This is a genomic window from Pseudomonas nunensis (assembly GCF_024296925.1).
GTDB lineage: Bacteria > Pseudomonadota > Gammaproteobacteria > Pseudomonadales > Pseudomonadaceae > Aquipseudomonas > Aquipseudomonas nunensis.
Window position 1 is genome coordinate 6,854,232 of record NZ_CP101125.1, and the last position, 23,731, is coordinate 6,877,962.

A 23,731-nucleotide genomic window follows, 5' to 3' on the forward strand; every position below is an offset into this window, starting at 1 on the left:
TTCTTTTGCCTGCAGAAAAGTGATCAAGGCATTGTTACCGGGCCTTTCAAACGCTCATCGGGTCCATTCAGCACTTCTTCCAGCAATGTCTGCAACAAGGCCAGCGAGGCCTGTTGTCGCTGCACATCTCGACACACCAAGCCTACTTTGAGCGGCACGCGCGGCTCGGTCAGCGGTTTCCACAGCAGTTCATAGTTACCATGCGCCTGTTGCGAGCGCCCCGGCAGGACCGTAGCCAATCGGGTATGAGGCAGACTGTCGAGAATCCCTGCCATGTTATTCAGTTCGGCCTGCACCTGCGGGCGTCGGCCCAGGCCGGCCAGTTGCGCTTGCCAGATTTGCCGCAGCTGAAACTCTTCGCCCAACAGCAACATCGGCAACTCCGCCGCCTGACTCATGGAGACTTTCTTGAATTCGCGCAGCGGATGATCCGCCGGGATGACAAGAGTCAGTTCATCTTCGTACAACATCACGCCATGCAGCCCCGGCTGACGAGGTGGCAGGTAGCTGATGCCGATGTCCAGAGAACCGTTGAGCAAGCGTCGCTCGATTTCCATACCGGTGAGCTCATAGATCTGCACCACCAAATGCGGCTGCGCCTTGCGCACTCGTTCGAGCATCTGCGGCACCAGGCTGGTGTGAACCGTCTGCAAAACCCCGATAGCCAACGTGCGCAGCGCCTGGCCCTTGAAGTTACCCAGCGCTTCGCGTGCCCGTTGCAGACCGTCAAGCAGAGGTAATGCGTGGTTGTACAGCGTGTGCGCCGCCAACGTTGGCAGCAGGCGTTTGCTGCTGCGTTCGAACAGGCTCACATCAAGGTTCTGTTCGAGGTGCCGGATCTGTTGTGACAACGCGGGTTGGGAGATCGAAAGTCGCTCGGCGGCCCGGCCCACATGGCCTTCTTCGTAGACCGCGACGAAATAACGCAGTTGCTTGAAATCCATAAGTAACACTTATCGAAAATGCTGTGAAATCGAAATGGCTCAGTGCCGTGCCTGAGCCTAGTCTAACCGCATTCACAAGGCTTACAGGGCCGGAAAGCGCGATGAATACCGATTACCGTGTTGGTGTTTACATAGGAAAGACAAAAAATCTCAAACGAGGCTTTTTGTGATGAATCTGTTCAGTTTGCGGCGTAATCCACCCAGTCTTGATGACTTGGTGATGGATGCTTCATTGCCGGCGTGCAGTGACAATCTTTCCAGTGAGTGCCTGATGCCCAGCGTCGAGCGGCCCCAGCAGATTTTTGTCCGAGGCCAGGGCTCGTGGTTGTGGGACAGCGATGACCGCGCTTATCTGGATTTTTCACAGGGTGGCGGGGCCAATAGCCTCGGGCACAGCCCGTCGGTGCTGGTTAACGCGATCTCGGATCAGGCCCGGGCACTGATCAATCCTGGTTTCGGCCTGCATAACCGTGGCTTGCTAAACCTCGCTGAACGCCTCTGTGCCAGCACCGGCAGCGACCAGGCGTACCTGCTCAATAGTGGCAGCGAAGCCTGCGACACGGCGATCAAACTGGCTCGCAAATGGGGCCAACTGCATCGCGGCGGGGCTTCGCGGATCATCGTGGCCAACAAGGGTTGTCATGGTCGTAGTCTCGGGACGATTTCGGCGTCGGACAGTTCGACGCTGATCAACCGATTCGAACCGCAGTTGCCGGGCTTCAGTCACGTCCCGTTCAACGACCTTCCCGCCTTGCATGCAGCCGTGGACGCGCAAACCGTCGCCATCATGCTCGAGCCGATCCAGAGCGAAGCCGGGGTGATCCCGGCCGACGAGCACTACCTCAAGGGCGTCGAGCGCTTGTGTCGTGAACTGGGCATCCTGCTGATCCTCGACGAAGTCCAAACCGGGATCGGTCGCTGCGGCAGCTTGCTCGCGGAACAATCCTACGGCGTGCGCGCCGATATCGTCGTCCTCGGCAAAGGCCTGGGTGGTGGCGTGCCGCTGGCCGCGTTGCTGGCCCGGGGTAAAGCCTGCTGCTTCGACATCGGCGAAATGACCGGCACCCATCACGGCAATGCACTGATGACCGCTGCTGGCCTGGCCGTTCTCGATAGCGTGCAGGACAAAGGCTTTCTTGAGCATGTGCAGCAAACCGGTCAGTACCTTGGCGAAGGCCTCGGGCGACTGGCCCATCGTTACGATCACGGTGAACTGCGCGGACAAGGGCTGCTCTGGGGGCTGACCTTGTCCGACGATTCAGCAGAAGCGGTAGTCAAAGCCGCATTCCACGAAGGCTTGCTGCTCAACGCCCCGCAACCCGACTGCCTGCGCTTTACCCCGGCCCTCACCGTCAGCAAAGCCAACATCGACGAAATGCTCCTGCGCCTGGCCCGAGCGTTTTCCCGAGTACGCACCGCGCAACTGCAATGCCGCAAAGGGATTGCCGTCTGATCAGAACCGTCCTACATGAATCCCCGAACCGTCTCGCGGTAATAACGCATCGCCCCATGCCTGATTCTTTTGGCGTGGGGCGTTTTTTTGTCTCTGCGTTTTGCCAGAGGGCATTTGGTGCTTGAGAGATGGCTGGATCGATGGCTTTTTAGGAAGGGACGGGTAAAAAACGCAATAGCACGAACTACGCGGGACTTACCGATGTGCAAGTTCAGCGTTTGCTGGATACGAAAGAATTCGTGGAGATAGCTCATGAGTAAAAAATACAAAAGTGAAGTTTTTGAATCAATACACGAATCAGCCAGTGCCTTATTCGCCATTGGCGCAATCAGCAAAGCGACAATGCGCGAATTCGATGAGTCCTGCCTGGCAAAAGTGCCCGACGCAATCCCAGCGGAACAGATCAAGGCGCTTCGCGAAAGCAATAACGTCAGCCAGCCGGTATTTGCGCGTTATCTGAACACCAGTGCCTCGACGGTCAAGCAATGGGAAGCGGGGGATAAGCACCCGAGCGGTATGGCGCTGAAGTTGTTGAGCATCGTTCAGAAATACGGTCTTGAGATACTAGCCTGAAGATCTGCACTGAACCCTGACGAACGGCACAGGTCGATTGGTTGTATGGCTCGTGCGAGCCATCATCAATCAGGAGCTGACCCATGGACTTTATTCGAATCATCATTGCCATTCTGTTGCCGCCCCTGGGTGTGTTTCTGCAAGTCGGTTTCGCCGGGGCGTTCTGGCTGAATATTCTGCTGACGTTGTGCGGTTACATTCCGGGGATCGTGCATGCGGTGTATATCATTGCCAAGCGCTGAGGTTCGCGGCGCCAGGTAGATCGCTTTCGCGGGCAAGCCTCGCTCCTACAAGGGAATTGCGTCCACCGCAGATCCAATGTGGGAGCGGGCTTGCTCGCGAATGAGGCGCCGCAACTTCTGTTCTGATTGCAGTCTTCAGTCCGCCAATTCCATCACCCGCCGATAAAACAACCACTCCTGCTCCAGCGCATGCGCCTGGTTACTCGCCTTGCGAAACCCATGACGCTCGTCCGCGTAATAATGGGCCTCAACCAGAATGCCGTTGTCCTCCAGCGCCGTGACCATGTCGCGGGTTTGCTGCGGCACCACCACTGCGTCCAGCTCGCCTTGAAAGAAGATCACCGGCACCGAGATGTTGCTCGCGTGCAATAGCGGCGTGCGTGCGGCGTAACGCTCGGCATCCTGCTCCGGATCGCCGATCAACCAGTCCAGATAGTCGCCTTCAAATTTGTGCGTGGCTCTGGCCAGTGCAACCGGATCACTGACGCCATACAGGCTGGCCCCGGCGCGGAAGACCTTGTGAAAGGCCAGTGCGCAAAGCGTTGTGTAGCCACCAGCGCTGCCACCGCGAATGAAGGCTTTGTCACCGTCGATCAGGCCACGTTCGGCGAGGTAAGTGACCACCGCGCAAGCATCTTCCACATCTACGTCGCCCCAGCTCAAGTGCAGCGCCTGGCGATAATCCCGACCGTAGCCGCTGCTGCCGCGATAGTTGAGGTCGGCCACGGCAAAGCCCCGTTGCGCCCAATACTGGATGCGCGGGTCGAGCATCGGGTAGCAGGCCGAGGTCGGGCCGCCGTGGATGAACACCACCAGCGGCGGTTTCGCCGCACCGGTCATCGCCGGGTAGAAGAAGCCGTGGGCTTCGCCCGAACCACTGGGGTAGCGAAGAGTTTGCGGGCGACTGATTTGTTCGGCGGGCAGCGGTGCGATACCGCCGGCCAGAATCTTGACTTGCCGCGTATTGCGGTCGATGGCAATTACTGCCGAGGAACTGACCGGCGAGCCTGCGATGCAGTAAATAAACTGTTCATCCAGCGCGAGACTCCGGAAACGGCTGTAGTCCCCGGTGAAATCCTCAGGTGTGCCGCCGCAAAGACCCAGTCGGCCAAACCCACCTTCAGTCCAGCTCGCCAGATAACGATCGTCACCAAGCGGCAACCACGTGCTGCCACCGAGTTGCCATGGCGCGGGACCGTGATCGGCCGCAGCGCTGGCCAGTGGGCTCAGTCCCTCGGCGGATTCCACCCACGGCTGCCAAAAGCCGCCGCGATCCGTCAGGCAATACAAGCGACCACGCTCATCGAAACGAGGTTGTTGCAGCGATTCTTGAACCCCATCACCCGCCACGCAGCGAGGCTTGCCGAAACTCCCCGAGACTTGGCGCTCGGCAACCATCAAACGGGTCGCGGTCCAAGGCTGATCTGGCCGGCTCCACTCGATCCAGGCCAGGCGTCGAGCGTCCGGACTGAGCGTTGGCGCCGCGTAAAAATCCGCACCTTCCGCCAGCAAATGCCGGGTGCCGTCCACCAGGTCAATGGCCACCAACCGATGCTGATCCTGGTTTTCTTCAACCGCCAATACCTGACCATTAGCAAACTGCAGATCACCGTAACGGCAGTCACTCGACGTCAGCACTTCAGGCGTCTCACCCTTCAGCGATTTTCGATACAGCTGCTGGTCCGCCTCGTTGACGAAAACAATCCCGTCATCCGTCAGACAAAACGCTCCGCCGCCATATTCGTACACGCGGCTGCGCGCACTGAACCCCGGCGGCGTCAGGCATGTGGCCTGACCATCGCGCCAGTGCCAGATCCGGCAAGCGGCGTCCTCGGGACGGTATTCGTTCCAGAACAGGCCATGACGACCGGCCAGCAGCTCGGCAAAGTCGATGCCGGCCGCGACGGCCTTGATGGCGCTGAAGGGTTCAGCTTTTGGCGATGAGGCGTGAGTTTCGTTCATTGCGAAAGGCCAATTGTTCGATGGTTTGGGTCGCGTGCTCGGCTTCTTCGCGGGCCTTTAGAATCACGCCGTGATGTTCCGATTTGCTGCACACAGGGTCGGCATTGCTGGCGTCGCCGGTGAGCATGAACGCCTGGCAGCGACAGCCACCGAAGTCCTTCTCTTTTTCATCGCAGGAGCGGCACGGCTCGGGCATCCAGTCGTAACCGCGAAAGCGGTTGAAGCCAAACGAGTCGTACCAGATGTGCTGCATGCTGTGGTCGCGCACATTGGGAAACTGTACCGGCATCTGTCGGGCACCGTGACAGGGCAGGGCGGTTCCGTCCGGCGTGACTGTCAGAAAAATACTGCCCCAGCCATTCATGCAGGCTTTCGGGCGTTCTTCGTAGTAGTCCGGTGTCACAAAAATCAACTTGCACGGATGCCCTTCGGCTTCCAGTTTGGCGCGGTATTCATTGGTCACACGTTCGGCGTTGACCAGTTGTTCCTTGGTCGGCAACAGGCCGACACGATTGAGCTGCGCCCAACCGTAAAACTGGCATGTCGCGAGTTCGACAAAGTCCGCTTCAAGGGCGATACACAGCTCGATAATCCGGTCGATCTTGTCGATATTGTGCCGATGGGTCACGAAGTTCAGCACCATCGGATAACCGTGGGCCTTCACTGCGCGGGCCATTTCCAGCTTCTGGGCGAAGGCTTTTTTCGAGCCGGCCAGCAGGTTATTCACCTGTTCGTCGCTGGCTTGGAAACTGATCTGGATATGGTCCAGGCCAGCCTTCTTGAAGTCGCTGATTTTTTGTTCGGTGAGGCCGATGCCGGAGGTGATCAGGTTGGTGTAGAAACCCAGCTTGCGCGCCTCTGCAATCAGCTCGGCGAGGTCCTGGCGCACCAGCGGTTCGCCGCCGGAGAAGCCCAACTGCGCCGCGCCCATCTCCCGCGCTTCGCGGAACACCTTGATCCACTGCTCGGTGCTGAGTTCTTTGCCTTGCTCGGCGAAATCCAGCGGATTGGAGCAGTACGGGCATTGCAGCGGGCAGCGATAGGTCAGCTCGGCCAGCAGCCACAGCGGCAGGCCGATTTCCGGTTTTGGCGGTAACTTGTCCGACACAGAATCAGGCAAGTTCGATCCAGTGCTGAGCACGGGCGACCTCCATGAATTGCTCGATGTCTTCAGCGAGCTCCGGCACGCTGGGGAACTGCGCATCGAGTGCGGCGATGATTGCCGTGACATCTCGCTCGCCATCGATCAAACCGCCGATCAGCGCGGCGCTTTCATTGAGTTTAATCATGCCTTCCGGGTACAGCAGCACGTGTCCTTTTTGCGCCGGTTCGTACTGGAAGCGGTAGCCGGTACGCCAGGTTGGGGTCTTGCTGCGATCGAAACTCATAAGGTGATTCCTTTATGCCAGACCCGTTGCTCGGTCACGCTGTGATACGGCGGGCGATTCAGCTCGTAGGCCATGGTCATGGCATCGAGCATGCTCCAAAGAATATCCAGTTTGAACTGGAGAATTTCCAGCATGCGCTCTTGGCCTTCCCGCGTCGTGTAGTGCTGCAAGGTGATCGCCAGTCCGTGCTCGACATCGCGACGGGCCTGACCCAGACGCGTGCGGAAATACTCGTAACCGGTTGGGTCGATCCACGGGTAATGCTGCGGCCAACTGTCGAGGCGCGATTGGTGGATCTGCGGTGCGAACAGTTCGGTCAGCGAGCTGCTGGCGGCTTCCTGCCAACTGGCCCGACGGGCGAAATTGACGTAGGCGTCCACGGCGAAACGCACGCCGGGCAGCACTAGTTCCTGGGAGCGCAACTGATCCGGATCGAGGCCAACGGCTTGGCCCAGACGCAACCAGGCTTCGATGCCGCCGTCTTCGCCAGGGGCGCCGTCATGGTCCAGCAAACGCTGAATCCACTCGCGACGGATCTCGCGGTCCGGGCAGTTGGCGAGGATCGCGGCGTCTTTCAGGGGGATGTTCACCTGATAGTAGAAGCGGTTGGCGACCCAGCCCTGGATTTGCTCGCGAGTCGCCCGGCCTTCGTACATCGCCACGTGGTACGGGTGGTAGATGTGGTAATAGGCGCCTTTGGCGCGCAGAGCGGCTTCGAACTCGGTGGAGGACATTGCGGTGTCAGTCATTTCGGTTCTCCGGGTACGACCGGTTAATTCGTTGGTGTCTGATCTGAAGCCTTCGCGGGCAAGCCTCGCTCCTACATGGGAATGCGTTCCAAGTGTAGGAGCGAGGCTTGCCCGCGAAGAGGCCATTAGCTACAACACAATACCCATGCCGTCATACGCTACCTCAACATTGCGCCGAACCAGCTCCGCCCGCTCCGGCGAATTCTCATCGAGAATCGGGTTGGTGTTGTTGATGTGGATAAGTACTTTGCGCTGCTCGGGCAGTTGTTCCAGCACTTCCAGCATGCCGCCGGGGCCGTTCTGCGCCAGATGGCCCATCTCCCGACCGGTGCGGGTGCCGACGCCACGGCGCTGCATTTCATCGTCATCCCACATCGTGCCGTCCACCAGAAGGCAATCGCTGCTGGCCATGATCTCCAGCAACGGTGCGTCGACTTTGCCCAAGCCCGGTGCGTAAAACAGTTTACCGCCGGTGCTCAGATCTTCGACGATCAGGCCGATGTTGTCGCCCGGGTGCGGGTCGAAGCGGTGTGGCGAATAGGGAGGGGCGGCGCTGCGCAATGGCAGCGGAGTGAAACGCAGGTTCGGGCAGGCCGGGATGCTGAAACTCTGGTCGAGTTCGATGCGGTTCCAGTTCAGCCCACCGTTCCAGTGAGTCAGCATGGTGAACAGCGGAAAACCGGTGCTCAGGTCTTCGTGGACCATGTCGGTGCACCAGACTTGATGCGGGCAACCTTCACGCAGGCTGAGCAGACCGGTGGTGTGGTCGATCTGGCTGTCCATCAGGATGATCGCGCTGATGCCGGTGTCGCGCAGGGCGCGGCCCGGTTGCATCGGGGTGAAGCTCTGGAGTTGGGCGCGGATGTCCGGCGAAGCGTTGCACAGCACCCAGTTCACGCCATCATCGGAAATCGCGATGGAAGATTGGGTACGCGCCTTGGCATTCAGGCTGCCGTCGCGAAAGCCTGCGCAGTTCACGCAGTTGCAATTCCACTGCGGGAAACCACCGCCGGCGGCGGAACCTAGAATCTGGACAAACATGGCCGCTCCATCATTTTGAACGCTGAAAATAAAAACGCCCCGGCAGACCGAGGCGCTGTACGACAAGACAAACTTAGCGGCTTGCGAAGTACATGGTGACTTCAAAGCCGATACGCAGGTCGGTGTAAGCAGGTTTGGACCAGGACATAAGAGTGCTCCTTTCAGGTGGATGGGACAGTTGAGACCTATACATATAGTCCACCTCCAGCCGGAGATGTTCAGATAGTTAGGTGGCTATGTTACTCAAAATTACAGAGCCGTTGCCCGTGAAACTTTGAGAAAGCTAATTGCAGCCTCGGTAATGATCATTTCGCCCCTTGCCAAGGCGCACCCGGACAAGCCTCGCTGGCCAGGCCGCGCCAGCCACCTTCGGCGTTGTTCAGCCGTTGCGCGGCGGCGAGCAGTACCTGGCGGTCGATCTTTAAAATTGCTTCAGGAAGTTGCGTCAGGTAATCCGACGAGTGGCCGGCGAGTTTGGCCTGCCAGAGCAGTTCGGCGGCCTGGACGTTGGGCAGGGCGTGGTTGTCGAATTGATCAGCGAGGGCTTGTCGCTGTGCCAGGTACGTCGCGTCGTCGAGGCCTTGAATCAGATCGCCCAGTTCGTTGAGGAAGTGCTGGATGTGTTCCAGCAGATCCGCGGCGGCAACGCTCGGGGATTGCACGCCAAACAGCAACCCGGTCTGGCCGTTTATCTGGCGTAGTCCGCTGAACACCGCATAACCCAGTTGCAGCTCGACCCGCAGGCGCTGGTAGAACGGTGTCTGGATTAAATGGGCGAGCAGGCGCCACTCAGCCTCGTCGGAGATTTCCTGAGTGGCGGTCGGACAGAACAGCAGCAGCGCGTGTTCGCTAGAGCCGGTGTCGACGGTGTTCCACACATGCTGTGAGTTGATTGAGGGCGGCGGTGTCAGTTGATTGTCCGCAACACCGGGGATACGACTCAGCGCTACACCCATGGCCGCTTGGGTCTGGGCGGACAGGCCGATTGCCAGGCCATCCCAACCGGCATTCGACCAGAGCTGTGGCAGGTCGGCTGAAACGGCGGAGTTTTCTAGACAACGCTCAGGCAGCACTTTGAGTAGCTGCCGAATCGGTATCAATGCAGGGCTTTTCGGTTCTGTTTGTGGGAAATCAGCATCAATCTTTGTCAGAGCGGTCAGCGCGTGTTCGAGGACAGTCGGCATTGGCTCTTGCAGACCGGTCATCTTCAGCAGCCATTCATTGCCCGCTGCGCTGAAGGAAAAGTCCACACCGGCCTGACGAGCATCTTCGCGCAATGGCTGGAGATGGTTTTCCAGGCTCGATTGCAGCCGGCTATCCGGCGCCGAATCCAGGCGCCAGCGCAGATAAATCGCGCCTTCATCGGTGTTGCCCGGCAGCGCGGTGCTGAATTGCATTGACGAGCGTTCACGACGACCGCGCGATCGATCCTGGGCAAACGTGCGCAGGCCACGGTGGGCGCTGGTCTGGCCACGAATCAATCCGGCATTGGCGGCGGGCGCCTCGGAACGCAAAAACGGGTTGGGTGCCGGCAATTGCCATTCGCCGCTGAAGTTATCCACAGCGCCGATTTGTTTCAGGATGTCCTTGAGGGCAGCGACACCTTGTTCGGATAGCTCGGTTCCGAGTTGTTCGGTGTCTCGCTGAGCCAATTGCAAAGCGCCGCTGACTTGCTGTTGGCGTTGCAACAGGGCTGCGTACTCTTCGCGTAAACCGCTCCAGTTTTGTTGGGCGGCAAAGAACTCCAGCCAATCCATCAGTTGCTCACGGATGGCGGCAGGCGTTGCGTTGGCGAGCAACTTGAATTCGATGTGCAACAAGGTTTGCCCGGCGAACTGATACAGCGGCGCGGCTTTCAGGCTGCCTGCCAGTCCGCGTTTTTGCAGCTTATCCAACAAGCCACCGGGTTTCGCGGCGTTCAACCAATGGCACAAGAACGCCAACGCTTCAGGAGACGACTCTGGGAGCGCTTCGAACGTGAACAGCAGATCCAGGCGCGATTCGCTGACCTGTTGATAACTATTGTCGGAAGAATCCATTAACGCTGTGGGAATTGCCTGAGGGGCTTTTTCAGCTATGGCAATAGCGGCGGAGAACGCCTCTGCCATCGTCCTGAGTTCATCAATGGTTTGCGGGCCCGCCAGGCTCAAGGTCATCTGCCCGGTCTGATAAAACCGCTGATAGAAGTCTTTCAACGCCTGCTGAAACTCAGGTTGCGGCACCGGCAGACTGTCGCGATTGCCGGCATGAAACGCCCGCAACGGGTGCGCCGCCGCTAACCCATTGAACAGCGCCAGTTGCTGTTGCGCTGCCGCATCCTGGGACCAGGCCACAAATTCGGCCTGCAAAACCTCCCGTTCCCGCAATTGATCGTCCAGATTCATACGCGGGTGAGCGAGCATGTCTGACAGACGCTCCAACCCACCGGCCAATGTCTGCGGCGGCAACTCAAAAAAGAAATCCGTGGTGCGCTCGCTGGTGCGTGCATTCACTTGCCCGCCGTGCCCCTGGACGTAAGCCATCAGCCCTTGGCCGGAAGGAAAACGCTCGGTGCCGAGAAATAGCAGATGCTCGATAAAATGCGCGAGGCCGGGCCACGCCAGAGGCACGTCATGACTGCCGGCAGCCACCCGCAACGCCGCAGCACTGCGCTTCAAATCGGGGGCATGGCGCAGCGTCACCCGCAGGCCGTTGGCCAGGGTTTCAGTGTGGGGGCGGGGATGATTCAGCGCAGGCATGAGCACTTCCAGTACAGAGAAGCGCTAATGCTAGCGGATAACAGGGACTCAGCGCTTGTTCAGCGCGCCGTAAAGCTCAGGCCTGCGGTCAATCAGGTAGCGATTGGCTGCGCGGGAATCGACCATCAACTGCCGATCCAGCTCGCCGACAATCAACGCTTCATCCAGACCAGCCTGGGCGATGCGGCTGCCATCGGGTGCGGCGATGCTGCTTTGGCCGCAATACTGGATCTCGCCTTCATGGCCGCAGTAGTTGGCGTAGGCCACATAGCACTGGTTTTCGAAGGCTCGGGCACGGACGGTGACGTCGGCGACGAAATCGAAGGGAATCATGTTCGCCGTCGGCACCAGGATCAGTTCGGCACCGGCCATGGCCAGGCGCCGAGCATTTTCCGGGAACTCCATGTCGTAGCAGATCAGGAAACCCAGCTTCCAGCCATTGAGCTCAACCAGCGGGAAATCATCCCCGCCAGCGCTGAACATCGAATGATCGAGATCACCGAACAGGTGCGTCTTGCGGTAGTTACACAGGCGTTCGCCATTCGCATCGATCAACTGCACCGAGTTGTAGATCTGGCCGTCTTCGGTGCGCTCGGGGTAGCCATACAGAATGGCGATCCCGGCAGTCTTGGCAATGCGCGCAATCTGCTGCGCCGATTCACCGTTATGCACCTCGGCGAGGACGCTGACCGCGTCGACGCCGATGTTGTAGCCGGTCAGGAACATCTCCGGCACCACCAGCAAATCGGCGCCTTTGGCTTCCAGCGCCAGTTGATGCAGGCGTTGCAGATTGCCGGCGACGTCCAGGGGCAGCGGTGGACATTGGTAAAGGGCTACGCGCATTTCGGATTCCTCTTACTCGGGCAGGGCGATCGGACCGATCTCGTTGAACACATCTCCTGGACCCGGGTTCTCGGCGTGAGTTTCACCGCCGAAGTGTTTCATGATGCCCCACACCGCGTTGAGCGAGGTCTGCACCGCGCCTTCAACCCACGCTGGCGTCCACGAAACGTCGTCGCCGGCGATGAAAATCCCGCGTTGCTCGGCCGGCATGTCGTCCTGCATAAAGTGCGCGTACATGCGCTGGTTATAGCGGTAATGGCCGGGCAGGGCGCCTTTGAAGGCACCGAGGAAGTGCGGGTCGGCTTCCCAGGACACGGTGATCGGGTCGCCGATGATCCGCGCGGCGATATCGACTTTCGGGTAGATCTTCTTCAACGAATCCAGCGCCAGCTTCACGCGTTTTTCCACCGGGTGCGGCAGCATTTTCAACGCGTCGCTCATCCACGAATACGACAGGCAAATCACGCCCGGCTTGTCGTCGCCGTTGTCGAACAGGTAAGTGCCGCGAGTCAGGCGATCGGTGAGGGTCATGCTCATCAGGTCGCGGCCGGTTTCCGGATCCTTGTCTTTCCAGAATGGGCGGTCGACCATCACGAAAGTTTTCGACGACTGCATGTAGCGGGTACGGTCGAGGGCCATCCACATCTTTTGCGAGAACAGGGTTTCGTCGCATTCGATCTGGGTGGTCAGCAGCCAACTCTGGCAGGTGGTCAGTACGGCGGCGTATTCGCGGGTGTCACCGTTGTTGTCGGTAACCGCAAAACGGCCGTCAGCGGCGTGGGCGATTTTTTTGACCCCGGAGCGCGGCGCGCCTCGGTGCAAAGACTTGAGACTGGTGCCTTCGGGCCAGTGCACGCAGCGTTCTGGCACATGGCGCCAGATGCCTTGCGGGACTTGTTCGACTCCACCGACGACCAAGTGCTGGTGATCGTCGCAGTTGGTCATCACTACCCGGAAAATTTCCAGCATCGAGTTCGGGAAGTCCGAATCCCAGCCGCCGGTGCCGAAGCCGACCTGACCGAACACTTCGCGGTGATGGAACGAGAGTTTGGCGAAGGCTTTGGAGGTCGCGACGAAGTCGTAGAAGGTGCGGTCGTCCCACAGCGGAACCAGGGTGTTCCACAATTCCTTGAGGCGCGGCACGTCACGGTCACGGATCGCTTGCTGGATATCGGCGAATTGCGAACCGGCTTCCAGTGCATCCGCCCAGGCGTCAGCCACTTCCTGGAACAGTGCAGGAAGATCCGCCAGTTTCTGTGCGTAATGGGTTTTGCCTTCGATGTCGATCACCGTGCTGCCCGACGCGGGCGTCAGCGGGTTCGGAAAAGGCTTGGTCTGCAGGCCGAGTTTGTCGACGTAGTGGTAGAACGCGGTAGACGACACCGGGAAGCGCATCCCGCCCAATTCGGCGACGATGCCATCGGTCCCGTTGAACGCCTGGGAGCGCAGGCGACCGCCCATCTTCGAGGCTTCGTAGACGACGGGTTTGAGGCCCAGCTTCATCAACTCGTAGGCCGCCACCAAACCGGCGATGCCTGCGCCGACGATCGCCACTTCGGCACCGTGATTATGCTCAGGAATGCTGCCCAGGCCGGCCGGGTGCTCGATCCAGTCGTCGAAAGCGAAAGGAAAGTCCGGGCCGAAAATGGTGACTGGTTTCTTACCGTCTGCAGGATGGCGATTGTTCTTGTTCATGGCTGACCTTGCTGGCGACCCGACGCAGGATGCGCGTCTGAGTATAGGAAAAGATGGCAGCCATTCTAGAGAGCGTAGAACACGTTAATAAGACGCAATGTGTCGTCGTTTTGCTATTTGATTGATCAATATGACGATCTGTTGCTACACACTGACCATTGTGGGAGCGGGCTTGCTCGCGAAGAGGGAGTATCAGTCACCGTTGCTGCTAGCTGACCCACCGCATTCGCGAGCAAGCCCGCTCCCACATGAGCAGTGTCTAAACCGGCTGCCCCCGATCAATCTTGCTACTCAGGATGATCGAAGTGGTGGTCTTCTCCACTCCGTCCACGCTGCCAATCTGATCCAGCAACTGATCCAGCTGCTCCGGTGACTCAGTACGCAACCACGCCACATAATCAAATTCGCCACTCACCGCACACAACTGCTGAACCTGAGCCATCGCACTCAATCGGCGCAACACTTCCTTGCCCGAGCGTGGCTGCACCGTTATCCCGACATACGCCTGCAAGCCGCCATCGACCAAACGCTGTCCGAGGCGCACGCCGTAACCGGTGATCACCTTGGCTTTTTCCAGCCGCGACAATCGCGAAGTTACTGTGGTGCGCGCGATACCCAGTTGCCGGGCGAGCATGGCTACGCTTTCCCGGGCGTTGATTTGCAAAGCCGCGATCAATTGGCGGTCGATTTCGTCGAGCACGGGTGGACGAGTGTCAGGCAAGGGGCTTCTCCAGCGGCATGCATCAATGGGCAGCATGTTACAGACACATCCCACACAGCGCTCGTGGCGGTTATTTAAGCCTGGTTTTGTACCGTTCAGAACATTTTGCCTGCGACAAATTGCCATAAGTAACTAGGTAGTACATCATTTCTCCCTTGTCACAAATGGGGAAAACTTCCGACATGAATAATTCTGGGGCTGCCGCCGGCAGCAAATGGTTGCTGTTGGGGCTGGGTGTCCTGATCGCGTTGATCGGGCTCGGCCTGGCAGGTGGCGGTGCTTACCTGGTGACGTTGGGCGGGAGCTGGTACTTCCTGCTGATGGGCCTGGCGATGCTGATTTGCGGGCTGATGATTGCCCGGCGCAAGCCGCAAGGTGCCTGGCTGTATGGCCTGGCGTTGATCCTGACGGCGATCTGGGCGGTGTGGGACAGCGGTTTCGAGTATTGGCCGCTGGTTTCGCGGGTACTGACGTTCGCCGTGATCGGCCTGGTTATCGCGCTGATTTATCCGACGCTGGTGCGCGCTTCCGGCGCCACGGCAGGGCGTGGCGCTTACGGCTTGGCCGGTATTCTGGGTGTCGGTGTAGTCGCCACGCTGGCCTACATGTTTGTGCCGACCCATGTGGTCAAGGCCAGCAGTGAACCTGCGGTAACACCGGTCGCGCCGGGCACCGAGCAGAAGGACTGGGCTCACTGGGGCAATACCACCGCCGGTAATCGCTTCGCCGCGCTGGACCAGATCAACAAAGGCAACATCGACAAGTTGCAGGTGGCCTGGACCTTCCACACCGGCGATATCCCGCAAAGCACCGGCGCTGGCGCTGAAGACCAGAACACCCCGTTGCAAATCGGTGACACGGTCTACACCTGCACCGCCTACGGAAAAGTCTTCGCCCTGGACGCCGACACTGGCACCCAGCGCTGGAAGTTCGATCCCCAAGGCACCGCGCCGAACTGGCAACGCTGCCGTGGCCTGGGGTACTCCGAAACCCCTGTGTCTGCGGATAACCAGCCAACCGCCTGTGCGAAACGTCTGTTTCTGCCGACCGGCGATGCGCGCCTGATCGCCATCAATGCCGACACCGGCAAGCCCTGCGAAGACTTCGGTGACAAAGGCACCGTCGACCTGAAAACCGACATGGGCGAAGTCAAACCCGGTTACTACCAGCAAACCTCGACCCCGCTGGTCGCCGGCAATGTGGTGATCGTCGGCGGTCGCGTGGCCGATAACTACTCCACCGGCGAACCGCCAGGCGTGGTGCGTGCCTACGACGTGCGCAGCGGCGAGCTGGTATGGGCGTGGGATCCGGGCAACCCGAACACGACCAAACGCCCTCCGGCTGGCGAAACCTACACCCGTGGTACGCCGAACGTGTGGTCGGCCATGTCCTACGACGCCAAACTCGGTCTGGTCTACCTGCCCACCGGCAACGCCACCCCGGACTTCTTCGGCGGCCAACGCACGTCCTTCGATGACAAGTGGAACTCGTCCATCGTCGCCATTGACGTGAAGACCGGTCAGGTGCGCTGGCACTTCCAGACCACTCACCACGATCTCTGGGACTTCGACCTGCCGGCGCAACCGCTGCTCTACGATGTGCCGGACGACAAGGGCGGCACCCAGCCAGCCTTGGCGCAAGTCACCAAACAGGGCGAGATCTTCCTGCTCAACCGCGAAACCGGTGTGCCGATAGCGCGGGTCGAAGAACGCCCGGTACCTCAAGGCAACGTACCCGGCGAACGCTACTCGCCGACCCAGCCGTTCTCGGTGGACATGCCGTCAATCGGCAACCAGACCCTGACCGAATCCGACATGTGGGGCGCCACGCCGTTCGACCAGTTGATGTGCCGCATCCAGTTCAAAGGCATGCGCCACGAAGGCGTCTACACGCCGCCGGGCCTTGATCGCGCGCTGCAATTCCCGGGCTCCCTGGGCGGCATGAACTGGGGCAGCGTCTCGGTCGATCCGAACACCAACTACATGTTCGTCAACGACATGCGCCTGGGCCTGGCCAACTACATGATCCCGCGCAACAAGATCGCCGCCGGGGCCAGCGGCATCGAAATGGGCGTCGTGCCGCAAGAGGGCACACCGTTCGGCGCCATGCGCGAACGCTTCCTCTCGGCCGCCGGCATCCCATGCCAGAAACCACCGTTTGGCACCATGTCCGCCATCGACCTCAAGACCCACAAACTGATGTGGCAGGTTCCGGTCGGCACCGTGCAAGACACCGGGCCGCTGGGGATTCGCATGCACTTGCAGATCCCGATCGGCATGCCGACCCTGGGCGCTTCGCTGGCAACTCAGTCGGGGCTGCTGTTCTTCGCCGGGACTCAGGATTTCTATCTGCGTGCTTTCGATACGGGCAACGGTAATGAGATCTGGAAGTCGCGTTTGCCGGTGGGCAGTCAGTCGGGGCCGATGACGTACGTCTCGCCGAAGACTGGTAAGCAATACATTTTGCTGACCGTGGGTGGCGCGCGGCAGTCGTCGGATCGGGGGGACTATGTGATTGCGTATGCGTTGCCCTGAGTAAGGGGGAATTGCAGGTAAGAAAAAGCCGCGTTTATACGCGGCTTTTTTACGTGTCCAGGTTTATGCGCATGCTTTGTGCCATTCACCTTCAAACTCGAGATTCAGTTTGTAGAGTTCGTGGTCCAGTTTGTTGATGGTATTGATAGCCGACATCAGATCCGCTTCGCCAGTTTTAGCCTCAAGATAAAGTCCCCGCAAATACCGATCGTTCACCATCGGGATTTTGTCGGTTTTTTCCCAGATGGCTACGGCCTGACTCGTCAGACCAACGATTTCAGCGAGGCTTTCTTGAGATAGCCCAAGTTCCTTTCTCAAAAATCTAAACTCAGCGCCTGTCAGCACCGAAGGTTTCCCGGCTATAGCCTTGCCTATTACATCATGTAGGCCTTTCACATCTGTGATGGCAACAGACTCGCCATAAGCGGTCTCTTTCACCACGAAGCCGTTGCTAAGCCATACGTTCGGCAGGCCGCTTTCTACGTAGTGGTACATATAATTCATCCCTTCTTTTGTATCGCGGTCACTATGACGAGAAATGTCCCGTCGTGATCAATGTCGATCGCGCCGACAATCTGGAGAGGTGACCCAGCTCTGAACCAGGAAATGGTAAATCTCCAGTCACCTCCAGGCTGCTGAAACGGCCCCTCGGTAATATGCCCTTTACCTAGACAGTCCATTACATCCGGCATGGTTACGCCCCGCTCAATCATCCGCGCCTTGGCGTGGGGAGAATAGAAGATGCGTGCCGATACCTGCGAAAGCTCGCGGATGATTTCAAGAGCTTTATTTTTAGGTAGTGGAAAGGGGAGAAGAGGGCTCATTAGTTTTCTATAGTATTTATAGGTTGAGCCATCCTAAAGTTCAAGGTTGGTTTGTCAATTTCACGTGTGTGTCAGCGGATGACATCATTTCATTGGCAAATCAATGTGGACACTTTTTGGACATTTCAGCTGCTTTTTAAGAAAAAAGTGCTTGGAATAACCAGTACGCCAGACACGAAAAAGCCGCGTAAATACGCGGCTTTTTTGTTTGGTGGGCCCAGTAGGACTCGAACCTACGACCAAGGGATTATGAGTCCCCTGCTCTAACCAACTGAGCTATAGGCCCTCAGTAGGCCGCGGATTATAGCGACGGTTTCTCGGCTGTGCTATCCGAAAAATCCGATACGGCTATACGAAGAAACGTCGCGGCGAATTCCTCGGGCGGTAATGGCAGGCTGACGATGTAGCCCTGGATCTGTTCGCAGCCTTCGGTGGCGAGGAATTCTTGCTGTGCCTGGGTTTCGACGCCCTCGGCGATGATGGTGAATTGCATGCTGCGGCCGAGGGCGATGATGGCTCGCACAATGGCCGCGTCGTGGGGATCGTCCGGCAGTCCGCGGACGAAAGACTGGTCGATTTTGAGGATGTCCAGCGGCAGGCGTTTGAGGTAGCTCAGGGATGAATAGCCGGTGCCGAAGTCGTCGATCGCCAATTGCACGCCCAGGCGTTTGAGTTGGTGCAGCACGGCCAGCGCTTCTTCAGCCTGGCTCATGATGAAGTTTTCGGTAATTTCCAGTTGCAGAAAACCGGGTTTGAGACGGTTGTCCTTGAGCAATTGTTCGATGCGACCAAGCAGGTTCGGTTGGCGCAGTTGCGCTCCGGCAAGGTTCACTGACAGCGGGCCGAGGCTTGTGTAGAGCTGATTCCATTCGAACATCTGCCGGCACGCGGTCTCGAGCACCCAGTCGCCGATCTGCAGGATCATGCCGTTTTCTTCGGCCAGGGGAATGAAATGTTCCGGCGGGACATCGCCGAAAGTCGGGTGACGCCAGCGAATGAGTGCTTCGGCGCCGACCAGCCGATGATCGTCGAGGCTGATTTTCGGTTGATAGAAAAGGTGCAGCTCATTGCGCTCGATGGCGCGGCGCAGTTCGTGTTCCAGCGCCACGCGTTCGCTGGCTTGGGCGGTGAGGTCGCGGGTGTAGCTCTCGACCCGGTTGCGGCCCTTGGCCTTGGAGCGGTACATCGCCGCATCGGCGTTTTTGACCAGGGTTGCAACGTCGCAGCCGTCCTTGGGGTACAGGCTGGAACCGATGCTGGCGCTGATGAAAAACTCGTGCTCGCCAGCCTGGAATGGCGCCGAAAAGCAATTGAGCAGTTTGGTGGCGATGTGATCGGCATCGGTGGCTTGCTGCAGGCCAGGTAGCAGGATGATGAACTCGTCGCCACCGAGGCGCGCCACGGTGTCGATGTCCCGCAGTTGCTCTTTCAGGCGTACGGCGATGCCCTTGAGCAGCAGATCGCCGACCGGGTGACCAAGACTGTCATTAATGTGCTTGAAGCGGTCCAGGTCGAGAAACAGCACTGCACCCTGGCCACCGTTTTCCTGCTGGTTGTTAAGCGCAGTCAGCAGTCGGCTTTCGAACAGTGTGCGGTTCGGCAGACCGGTGAGCGGATCGTGGTGGGCCTGATAGTCGAGCTTGGCCTGGGCGTGCTTGAGGCTGGAGATATCGGCGAACACGGCGACAAAGTGGGTGATGAACTTGTCGCGGTTGCGCACGGCGCTGATGGTCAGCCAGCTCGGATAGAGCTCACCGTTTTTGCGCCGGTTGGAGATCTCGCCTTGCCAGTGTCCTTCATCGGTCAATTGATGCCACATCGCCGCATAGAACGCGCTGTCATGCAGGCCCGAGGCGAGCAAGCGAGGAGTGTGGCCCAGAGCTTCGCTCTCGCTGTAACCGGTGATTTCGGTAAACGCGCGGTTGACCGCGCTGATGTGCTGTTGGGTGTCGGTGATCAACACGCCTTCTGCGGTGCTCTCGAACACGGTGGCGGCCTGTTGCAGTTTTTCCTGCATCAAGTGCCGCTCGGTGATGTCCCGGGCGATGGTCAGCATGCAATCTTCATCGCCAATCGGCAGCGGACGGCTCGACACCTCGCAGAGGCGGATTTGCCCGTCATTGCGGCGAATATGGCAGGTGAAGTCCCGTACGAAGCCGTCCCGGTGCAGCAAATCGAGCATCTGTTTGCGTTCGTTCAGATTGACCCAGATGCCCAGGTCCAGCGCCGAACGATCCACTGACATCGCGCTGTTGAAGCCCGTAATGCGGCTGAAGCCCTCGTTGACCTCCAGTAGCAGGCCATCACTCTGCCGGGACAGCAGCAAGCCGTCAGGCGAGGCGTGGAAGGCTTTGGCGAACTTCTCCTCGGAAGTTTGCAGCTGTTGTTGGGTTTCCTTGAGCTGACTGATGTCGCGCACCACCACGACCAGAGCGGGCGTGGTGTCGAGATCGAACGGCTCGGCGGAAATCAGGCCGGTAAACACCTGGCCGTTGTTGCGGCGAAAGGGCATTTCCAGATTGCGGATACTGCCGGCCTGCAACCGCTGCAGCAAACCTGGGCCGACCCCTGGAATTCCCCAGATATTCAAATCGGTGGCGGTCTGGCCGATGACGTCCACGGCTTTGAGCCCGATCTGTTCTTCAAACGCTTCGTTGACCTCCAGCAGGCAGCCATCGGAAAGCCGCGCAATCACCAGGATGTCCGGGCATTGCTGGAACACCGAGGCGAATTTCTGTTCCGACAGGCGCAATGCCTCTTCGGTGCGCTTGGCATCGCTGATGTCGATCATCAGCCCGCGCAGCACCGGCTCATGGCCGTGCTCGATCAGGCTGACGATATCGCGTACCCACAGACAGCGACCGTCGGCGGTGATGACTCGGTAATCGACGCTGTGATCGCGACCGGCCAGCACTTCGTGATCGCAAAAGGTCTGGGCGCGGGTCAGGTCGGCGGGGTGGATGATGTTGCGCCAGAATCCCGGGATCAGCCAATGGGACAGGGGATAGCCGAGCAGGTCTTCGGCGTGGGGCGACACGTAGCTGTAGGTGAAATCGCTGATTCGCGCTTCCCAGGCAATGGCGGACAGACTCTCCACCAGCCCGCGATAGTGGTATTCGCTGCTACGCAGTTCCTGCTCCAGATCGATCCGTCGAGCAATTTCCGAACTCAGTCGGCGGTTAATCCGGATGACCATTGCCAGAACGATCATCAGCAACAGCAGGCCCGGCAAGCCGTAAACCAGCAAGTCGGACCAGAAAGTCCGATGATCGAGGACGTTACCCACCCAATGCTCTTGGATGGTGCTGATTTCACTCGAACTCATGTCCGCCAGGACTTTGTCGATGATGCCGACGAGCATTTTGTTTTTCTGCGGCACTGCCATCGCCAATTGATAGCGATAGGGCGTCTCGCCGCTGACATAGAGCCCGTCGAGCTTGAGCTGACGCAGGCTCCAGACGCTGGAGGCCAGATCGCCGACCACGGCATCCACTTCATCGGTGGCCAACGCCTGCAACGCCGAGCTGACGTTGGGCATCGCCACCAGATTCAGGTCCGGGTGATGGGTGCGCAACAGTTCATGGGGCGCATAGTTTTCCACCACGGCGATTTTCAGGCCGTACAGGTCCTCGATTTTGCGCGGCTGGGCACCGCCGACATGGGCGAGGATGACAATCGGAAAATCCAGGTAGGGGCGGGTGAATGACAGGTAGGTCTGGCGTTCTGGCGTCGACATGATGCCCGGCAGCAAATCCAGCTTGCCCTGTTTGACCTGTTCCAGGACCACCGTCCAGCTCACCGGCTCGATGGGCGTGAGCTTGATATCCAGGCGTTGGCGGATCACGTTTATATAATCCGCAGCCAGGCCCTGATAACGGTTCTGCTCGTCGCGGAACTCGAAGGGTGGCCAAGACGCATCGACGCCCAGACGCGAGTCCGGGTGAGCCGCCAGCCAGCTACGTTCTTCGTCGGTGAGAGTCAGCGCGCCAGCCGTTGCGGTCCAGGTCATCAGCGACAGCAAAAAAAGCACGGTCGACAATCTGGGCATAACGGTCTCGTTATGGCTCGGGGGGAATGTTTCGAGTGTAGACGGGCAATTCGGCGGGGGGGTATTGCGGGGGATTTTATCTGCAAAAAGCAAAACCCCCGGCCTGGGCCGGGGGTTCTGTGATCACTCGTCGAGGAAGGAGCGCAAATGCTCGCTTCTCGTCGGGTGGCGCAGCTTGCGCAGCGCCTTGGCTTCGATCTGACGAATCCGTTCACGGGTCACGTCGAACTGCTTACCAACCTCCTCGAGGGTGTGGTCGGTATTCATGTCGATACCGAAGCGCATGCGCAGAACCTTGGCTTCACGGGCAGTGAGGCCGGACAGAACTTCGCGAGTCGCTTCTTTAAGGCTCTCAACGGTAGCAACATCGATTGGCGACTGCATGGTCGAGTCTTCGATGAAGTCACCCAAATGGGAGTCTTCGTCATCACCGATCGGGGTTTCCATGGAGATCGGCTCTTTAGCGATCTTCAATACCTTGCGGATCTTGTCCTCAGGCATTTCCATGCGTTCGCCCAGCTCTTCCGGGGTCGGTTCGCGACCCATTTCCTGCAACATCTGCCGGGAAATACGGTTGAGCTTGTTGATCGTCTCGATCATGTGCACCGGAATACGGATGGTGCGGGCCTGGTCGGCGATCGAGCGAGTGATCGCCTGACGGATCCACCAGGTGGCATAAGTCGAGAATTTGTAACCGCGGCGGTATTCGAACTTGTCTACCGCTTTCATCAAACCGATGTTGCCTTCCTGGATCAGATCGAGGAATTGCAGGCCACGGTTGGTGTACTTCTTGGCGATGGAGATCACCAGACGCAAGTTCGCTTCAACCATCTCTTTCTTCGCGCGGCGGGCCTTGGCCTCACCGATCGACATGCGACGGTTGATGTCCTTGATCTCGGCAATCGTCAAACCGGTTTCGGTTTGCAGCGCGATCAGCTTTTGCTGGCAACGAATGATGTCCGGTTGCAGGCGACCAATGGCTTCGGCGTATTTGCCTTTGCCTCTAGCCAAGCCGTCGGACCAGCTTTCGTCGACTTCGTTGCCCGGGAACTGGCGCAGGAAATCGGCACGCGGCATGCGCGCATCACGAACACAGAGCTGCATGATCGCGCGCTCTTGCTGACGCAGACGATCCAGGGCACTGCGAACACGCTCGACCAGGCCTTCGAATTGCTTCGGCACCAGTTTGATCGGCATGAACAGCTCAGCCAGCAGCACCAGTTCGGCAATTGCCGCCTTGTTGCCACGACCGTGCTTCTTCAGCGCCTTGCGGGTGATTTCCATCTGATCGGAGACAGCGCCAAAACGCTGTGCTGCGATGACCGGATCCGGACCGCTTTCGGCTTCTTCTTCGTCGTCGGTGCTGGCTTCAGCTTCTTCGTCGTCGGTGTCGTCATCCGCTTTCACGGCTTTCGGATCGACAGGCGGCGGCACTTCGGCTGCAGGCGGCGCAATGCCGTCGTCCGGGTCGATATAACCGCTCAGGACGTCGGACAGGCGGCCACCTTCGGTGGTGACGCGAGTGTATTCGGACAGAATGTGGTCAACCGTGCCAGGGAAGTGCGCAATTGCGCCCATCACTTCACGGATGCCCTCTTCAATACGCTTGGCGATTTCAATTTCGCCTTCACGAGTGAGGAGCTCTACCGTACCCATTTCACGCATGTACATGCGCACTGGGTCGGTGGTGCGACCAATGTCGGTCTCGACCGCTGCCAACGCTGCTGCTGCCTCTTCGGCCGCGGCTTCGTCAGTATCGGCGTCGGCCAGCATAAGGGAATCCTTATCTGGCGCAACCTCGAATACGTTGATCCCCATGTCGTTGATCATGCGGATGATGTCTTCCACCTGTTCCGGATCTGAAATATCCTCCGGCAGGTGGTCGTTGACCTCCGCGTAAGTCAGGTAACCCTGCTCACGACCAAGTGTGATCAACTCTTTGATACGAGACTGCTGTTGCGCTTTTCCGGACATAA

At 58.9% G+C, this 23,731-nt stretch carries 19 protein-coding genes and 1 tRNA gene; 4 read left to right on the forward strand and 16 right to left on the reverse strand.

Annotation, left to right across the window (positions count from 1 at the left end; translation table 11 throughout):
• Positions 1-23: 23 nt before the first annotated feature.
• Positions 24-944, reverse strand: a complete 921-nt coding sequence (locus NK667_RS30260) for a LysR family transcriptional regulator (RefSeq protein WP_054616841.1) — start codon at positions 942-944, stop codon at positions 24-26.
• Positions 945-1,113: 169 nt separating this feature from the next.
• On the opposite strand from NK667_RS30260, the gene NK667_RS30265 reads away from it, so the two are divergent.
• The 3 genes from NK667_RS30265 to NK667_RS30275 all read left to right on the forward strand — a co-directional run bounded on the left by NK667_RS30265 (position 1,114) and on the right by NK667_RS30275 (position 3,212).
• The gene (locus tag NK667_RS30265; protein WP_054616840.1) at positions 1,114-2,397 is read left to right on the forward strand and encodes an aspartate aminotransferase family protein; all 1,284 of its coding nucleotides are present in this window, start codon (positions 1,114-1,116) and stop codon (positions 2,395-2,397) included.
• A 252-nt stretch (positions 2,398-2,649) separates the two neighbouring features.
• Positions 2,650-2,970 (forward strand): helix-turn-helix domain-containing protein, encoded by a 321-nt coding sequence (locus NK667_RS30270; protein WP_054044164.1) that lies wholly within the window; start codon positions 2,650-2,652, stop codon positions 2,968-2,970.
• 83 nt (positions 2,971-3,053) lie between these two features.
• Positions 3,054-3,212, forward strand: a complete 159-nt coding sequence (locus tag NK667_RS30275) for a YqaE/Pmp3 family membrane protein (RefSeq protein ID WP_007904205.1) — start codon at positions 3,054-3,056, stop codon at positions 3,210-3,212.
• Between the two features lie 135 nt (positions 3,213-3,347).
• On the opposite strand, the gene NK667_RS30280 is transcribed toward NK667_RS30275, so the two are convergent.
• The 10 genes from NK667_RS30280 to NK667_RS30325 all read right to left on the reverse strand — a co-directional run bounded on the left by NK667_RS30280 (position 3,348) and on the right by NK667_RS30325 (position 14,349).
• Positions 3,348-5,174 carry a S9 family peptidase gene (locus NK667_RS30280; protein WP_054616839.1) on the reverse strand — a complete coding sequence of 609 codons (1,827 nt, stop codon included), beginning with the start codon at positions 5,172-5,174 and terminating at the stop codon, positions 3,348-3,350.
• Positions 5,140-6,282 carry a pyrroloquinoline quinone biosynthesis protein PqqE gene (pqqE, locus tag NK667_RS30285; protein ID WP_161807687.1) on the reverse strand — a complete coding sequence of 381 codons (1,143 nt, stop codon included), beginning with the start codon at positions 6,280-6,282 and terminating at the stop codon, positions 5,140-5,142. The genes NK667_RS30280 and pqqE overlap by 35 nt, the downstream gene beginning before the upstream one ends.
• A 4-nt stretch (positions 6,283-6,286) precedes the next feature.
• Complete coding sequence (gene pqqD / locus NK667_RS30290) at positions 6,287-6,562, reverse strand: pyrroloquinoline quinone biosynthesis peptide chaperone PqqD (RefSeq protein ID WP_054616837.1); 276 nt, start codon at positions 6,560-6,562, stop codon at positions 6,287-6,289.
• Positions 6,559-7,311 (reverse strand): pyrroloquinoline-quinone synthase PqqC, encoded by a 753-nt coding sequence (gene pqqC, locus NK667_RS30295; protein WP_054616836.1) that lies wholly within the window; start codon positions 7,309-7,311, stop codon positions 6,559-6,561. Before pqqC ends, pqqD begins: the two co-directional genes overlap by 4 nt.
• Positions 7,312-7,440: 129 nt before the next feature.
• On the reverse strand, positions 7,441-8,352 hold the full coding sequence (gene pqqB / locus NK667_RS30300) for a pyrroloquinoline quinone biosynthesis protein PqqB (RefSeq protein WP_054044159.1): 912 nt from the start codon (positions 8,350-8,352) through the stop codon (positions 7,441-7,443).
• Between the two features lie 73 nt (positions 8,353-8,425).
• A complete protein-coding gene (gene pqqA, locus NK667_RS30305; protein ID WP_009045898.1) occupies positions 8,426-8,500 on the reverse strand; it encodes a pyrroloquinoline quinone precursor peptide PqqA in 75 nt (24 codons plus the stop codon).
• A gap of 157 nt (positions 8,501-8,657) precedes the next feature.
• Positions 8,658-11,090, reverse strand: a complete 2,433-nt coding sequence (pqqF, locus tag NK667_RS30310; protein WP_054616835.1) for a pyrroloquinoline quinone biosynthesis protein PqqF — start codon at positions 11,088-11,090, stop codon at positions 8,658-8,660.
• A 48-nt stretch (positions 11,091-11,138) separates the two neighbouring features.
• On the reverse strand, positions 11,139-11,933 hold the full coding sequence (locus NK667_RS30315) for a carbon-nitrogen hydrolase family protein (protein WP_054044157.1): 795 nt from the start codon (positions 11,931-11,933) through the stop codon (positions 11,139-11,141).
• Between the two features lie 12 nt (positions 11,934-11,945).
• Positions 11,946-13,628 carry a flavin monoamine oxidase family protein gene (locus NK667_RS30320; protein ID WP_054044156.1) on the reverse strand — a complete coding sequence of 561 codons (1,683 nt, stop codon included), beginning with the start codon at positions 13,626-13,628 and terminating at the stop codon, positions 11,946-11,948.
• A 259-nt stretch (positions 13,629-13,887) separates the two neighbouring features.
• On the reverse strand, positions 13,888-14,349 hold the full coding sequence (locus NK667_RS30325) for an Lrp/AsnC family transcriptional regulator (protein ID WP_054044155.1): 462 nt from the start codon (positions 14,347-14,349) through the stop codon (positions 13,888-13,890).
• A gap of 182 nt (positions 14,350-14,531) precedes the next feature.
• Between NK667_RS30325 and NK667_RS30330 the strand changes: the two genes are divergently transcribed.
• Positions 14,532-16,883 (forward strand): glucose/quinate/shikimate family membrane-bound PQQ-dependent dehydrogenase, encoded by a 2,352-nt coding sequence (locus NK667_RS30330; RefSeq protein ID WP_054616834.1) that lies wholly within the window; start codon positions 14,532-14,534, stop codon positions 16,881-16,883.
• A 63-nt stretch (positions 16,884-16,946) separates the two neighbouring features.
• Here the strand turns inward: NK667_RS30330 and NK667_RS30335 are convergent, their stop codons facing one another.
• The 5 genes from NK667_RS30335 to rpoD form a co-directional block, all read right to left on the reverse strand.
• Positions 16,947-17,378 carry a helix-turn-helix domain-containing protein gene (locus NK667_RS30335; RefSeq protein WP_054617223.1) on the reverse strand — a complete coding sequence of 144 codons (432 nt, stop codon included), beginning with the start codon at positions 17,376-17,378 and terminating at the stop codon, positions 16,947-16,949.
• Positions 17,379-17,383: 5 nt separating this feature from the next.
• The gene (locus NK667_RS30340) at positions 17,384-17,707 is read right to left on the reverse strand and encodes a DUF4258 domain-containing protein (RefSeq protein WP_054616833.1); all 324 of its coding nucleotides are present in this window, start codon (positions 17,705-17,707) and stop codon (positions 17,384-17,386) included.
• Positions 17,708-17,916: 209 nt separating this feature from the next.
• Positions 17,917-17,993, reverse strand: a tRNA-Ile gene (locus NK667_RS30345).
• 15 nt (positions 17,994-18,008) lie between these two features.
• A complete protein-coding gene (locus tag NK667_RS30350) occupies positions 18,009-21,755 on the reverse strand; it encodes a bifunctional diguanylate cyclase/phosphodiesterase (RefSeq protein ID WP_054616832.1) in 3,747 nt (1,248 codons plus the stop codon).
• A gap of 123 nt (positions 21,756-21,878) precedes the next feature.
• Entirely contained in the window at positions 21,879-23,729 is a 1,851-nt protein-coding gene (rpoD, locus tag NK667_RS30355; protein WP_054616831.1) for an RNA polymerase sigma factor RpoD, read from the reverse strand.
• Positions 23,730-23,731: the final 2 nt, after the last annotated feature.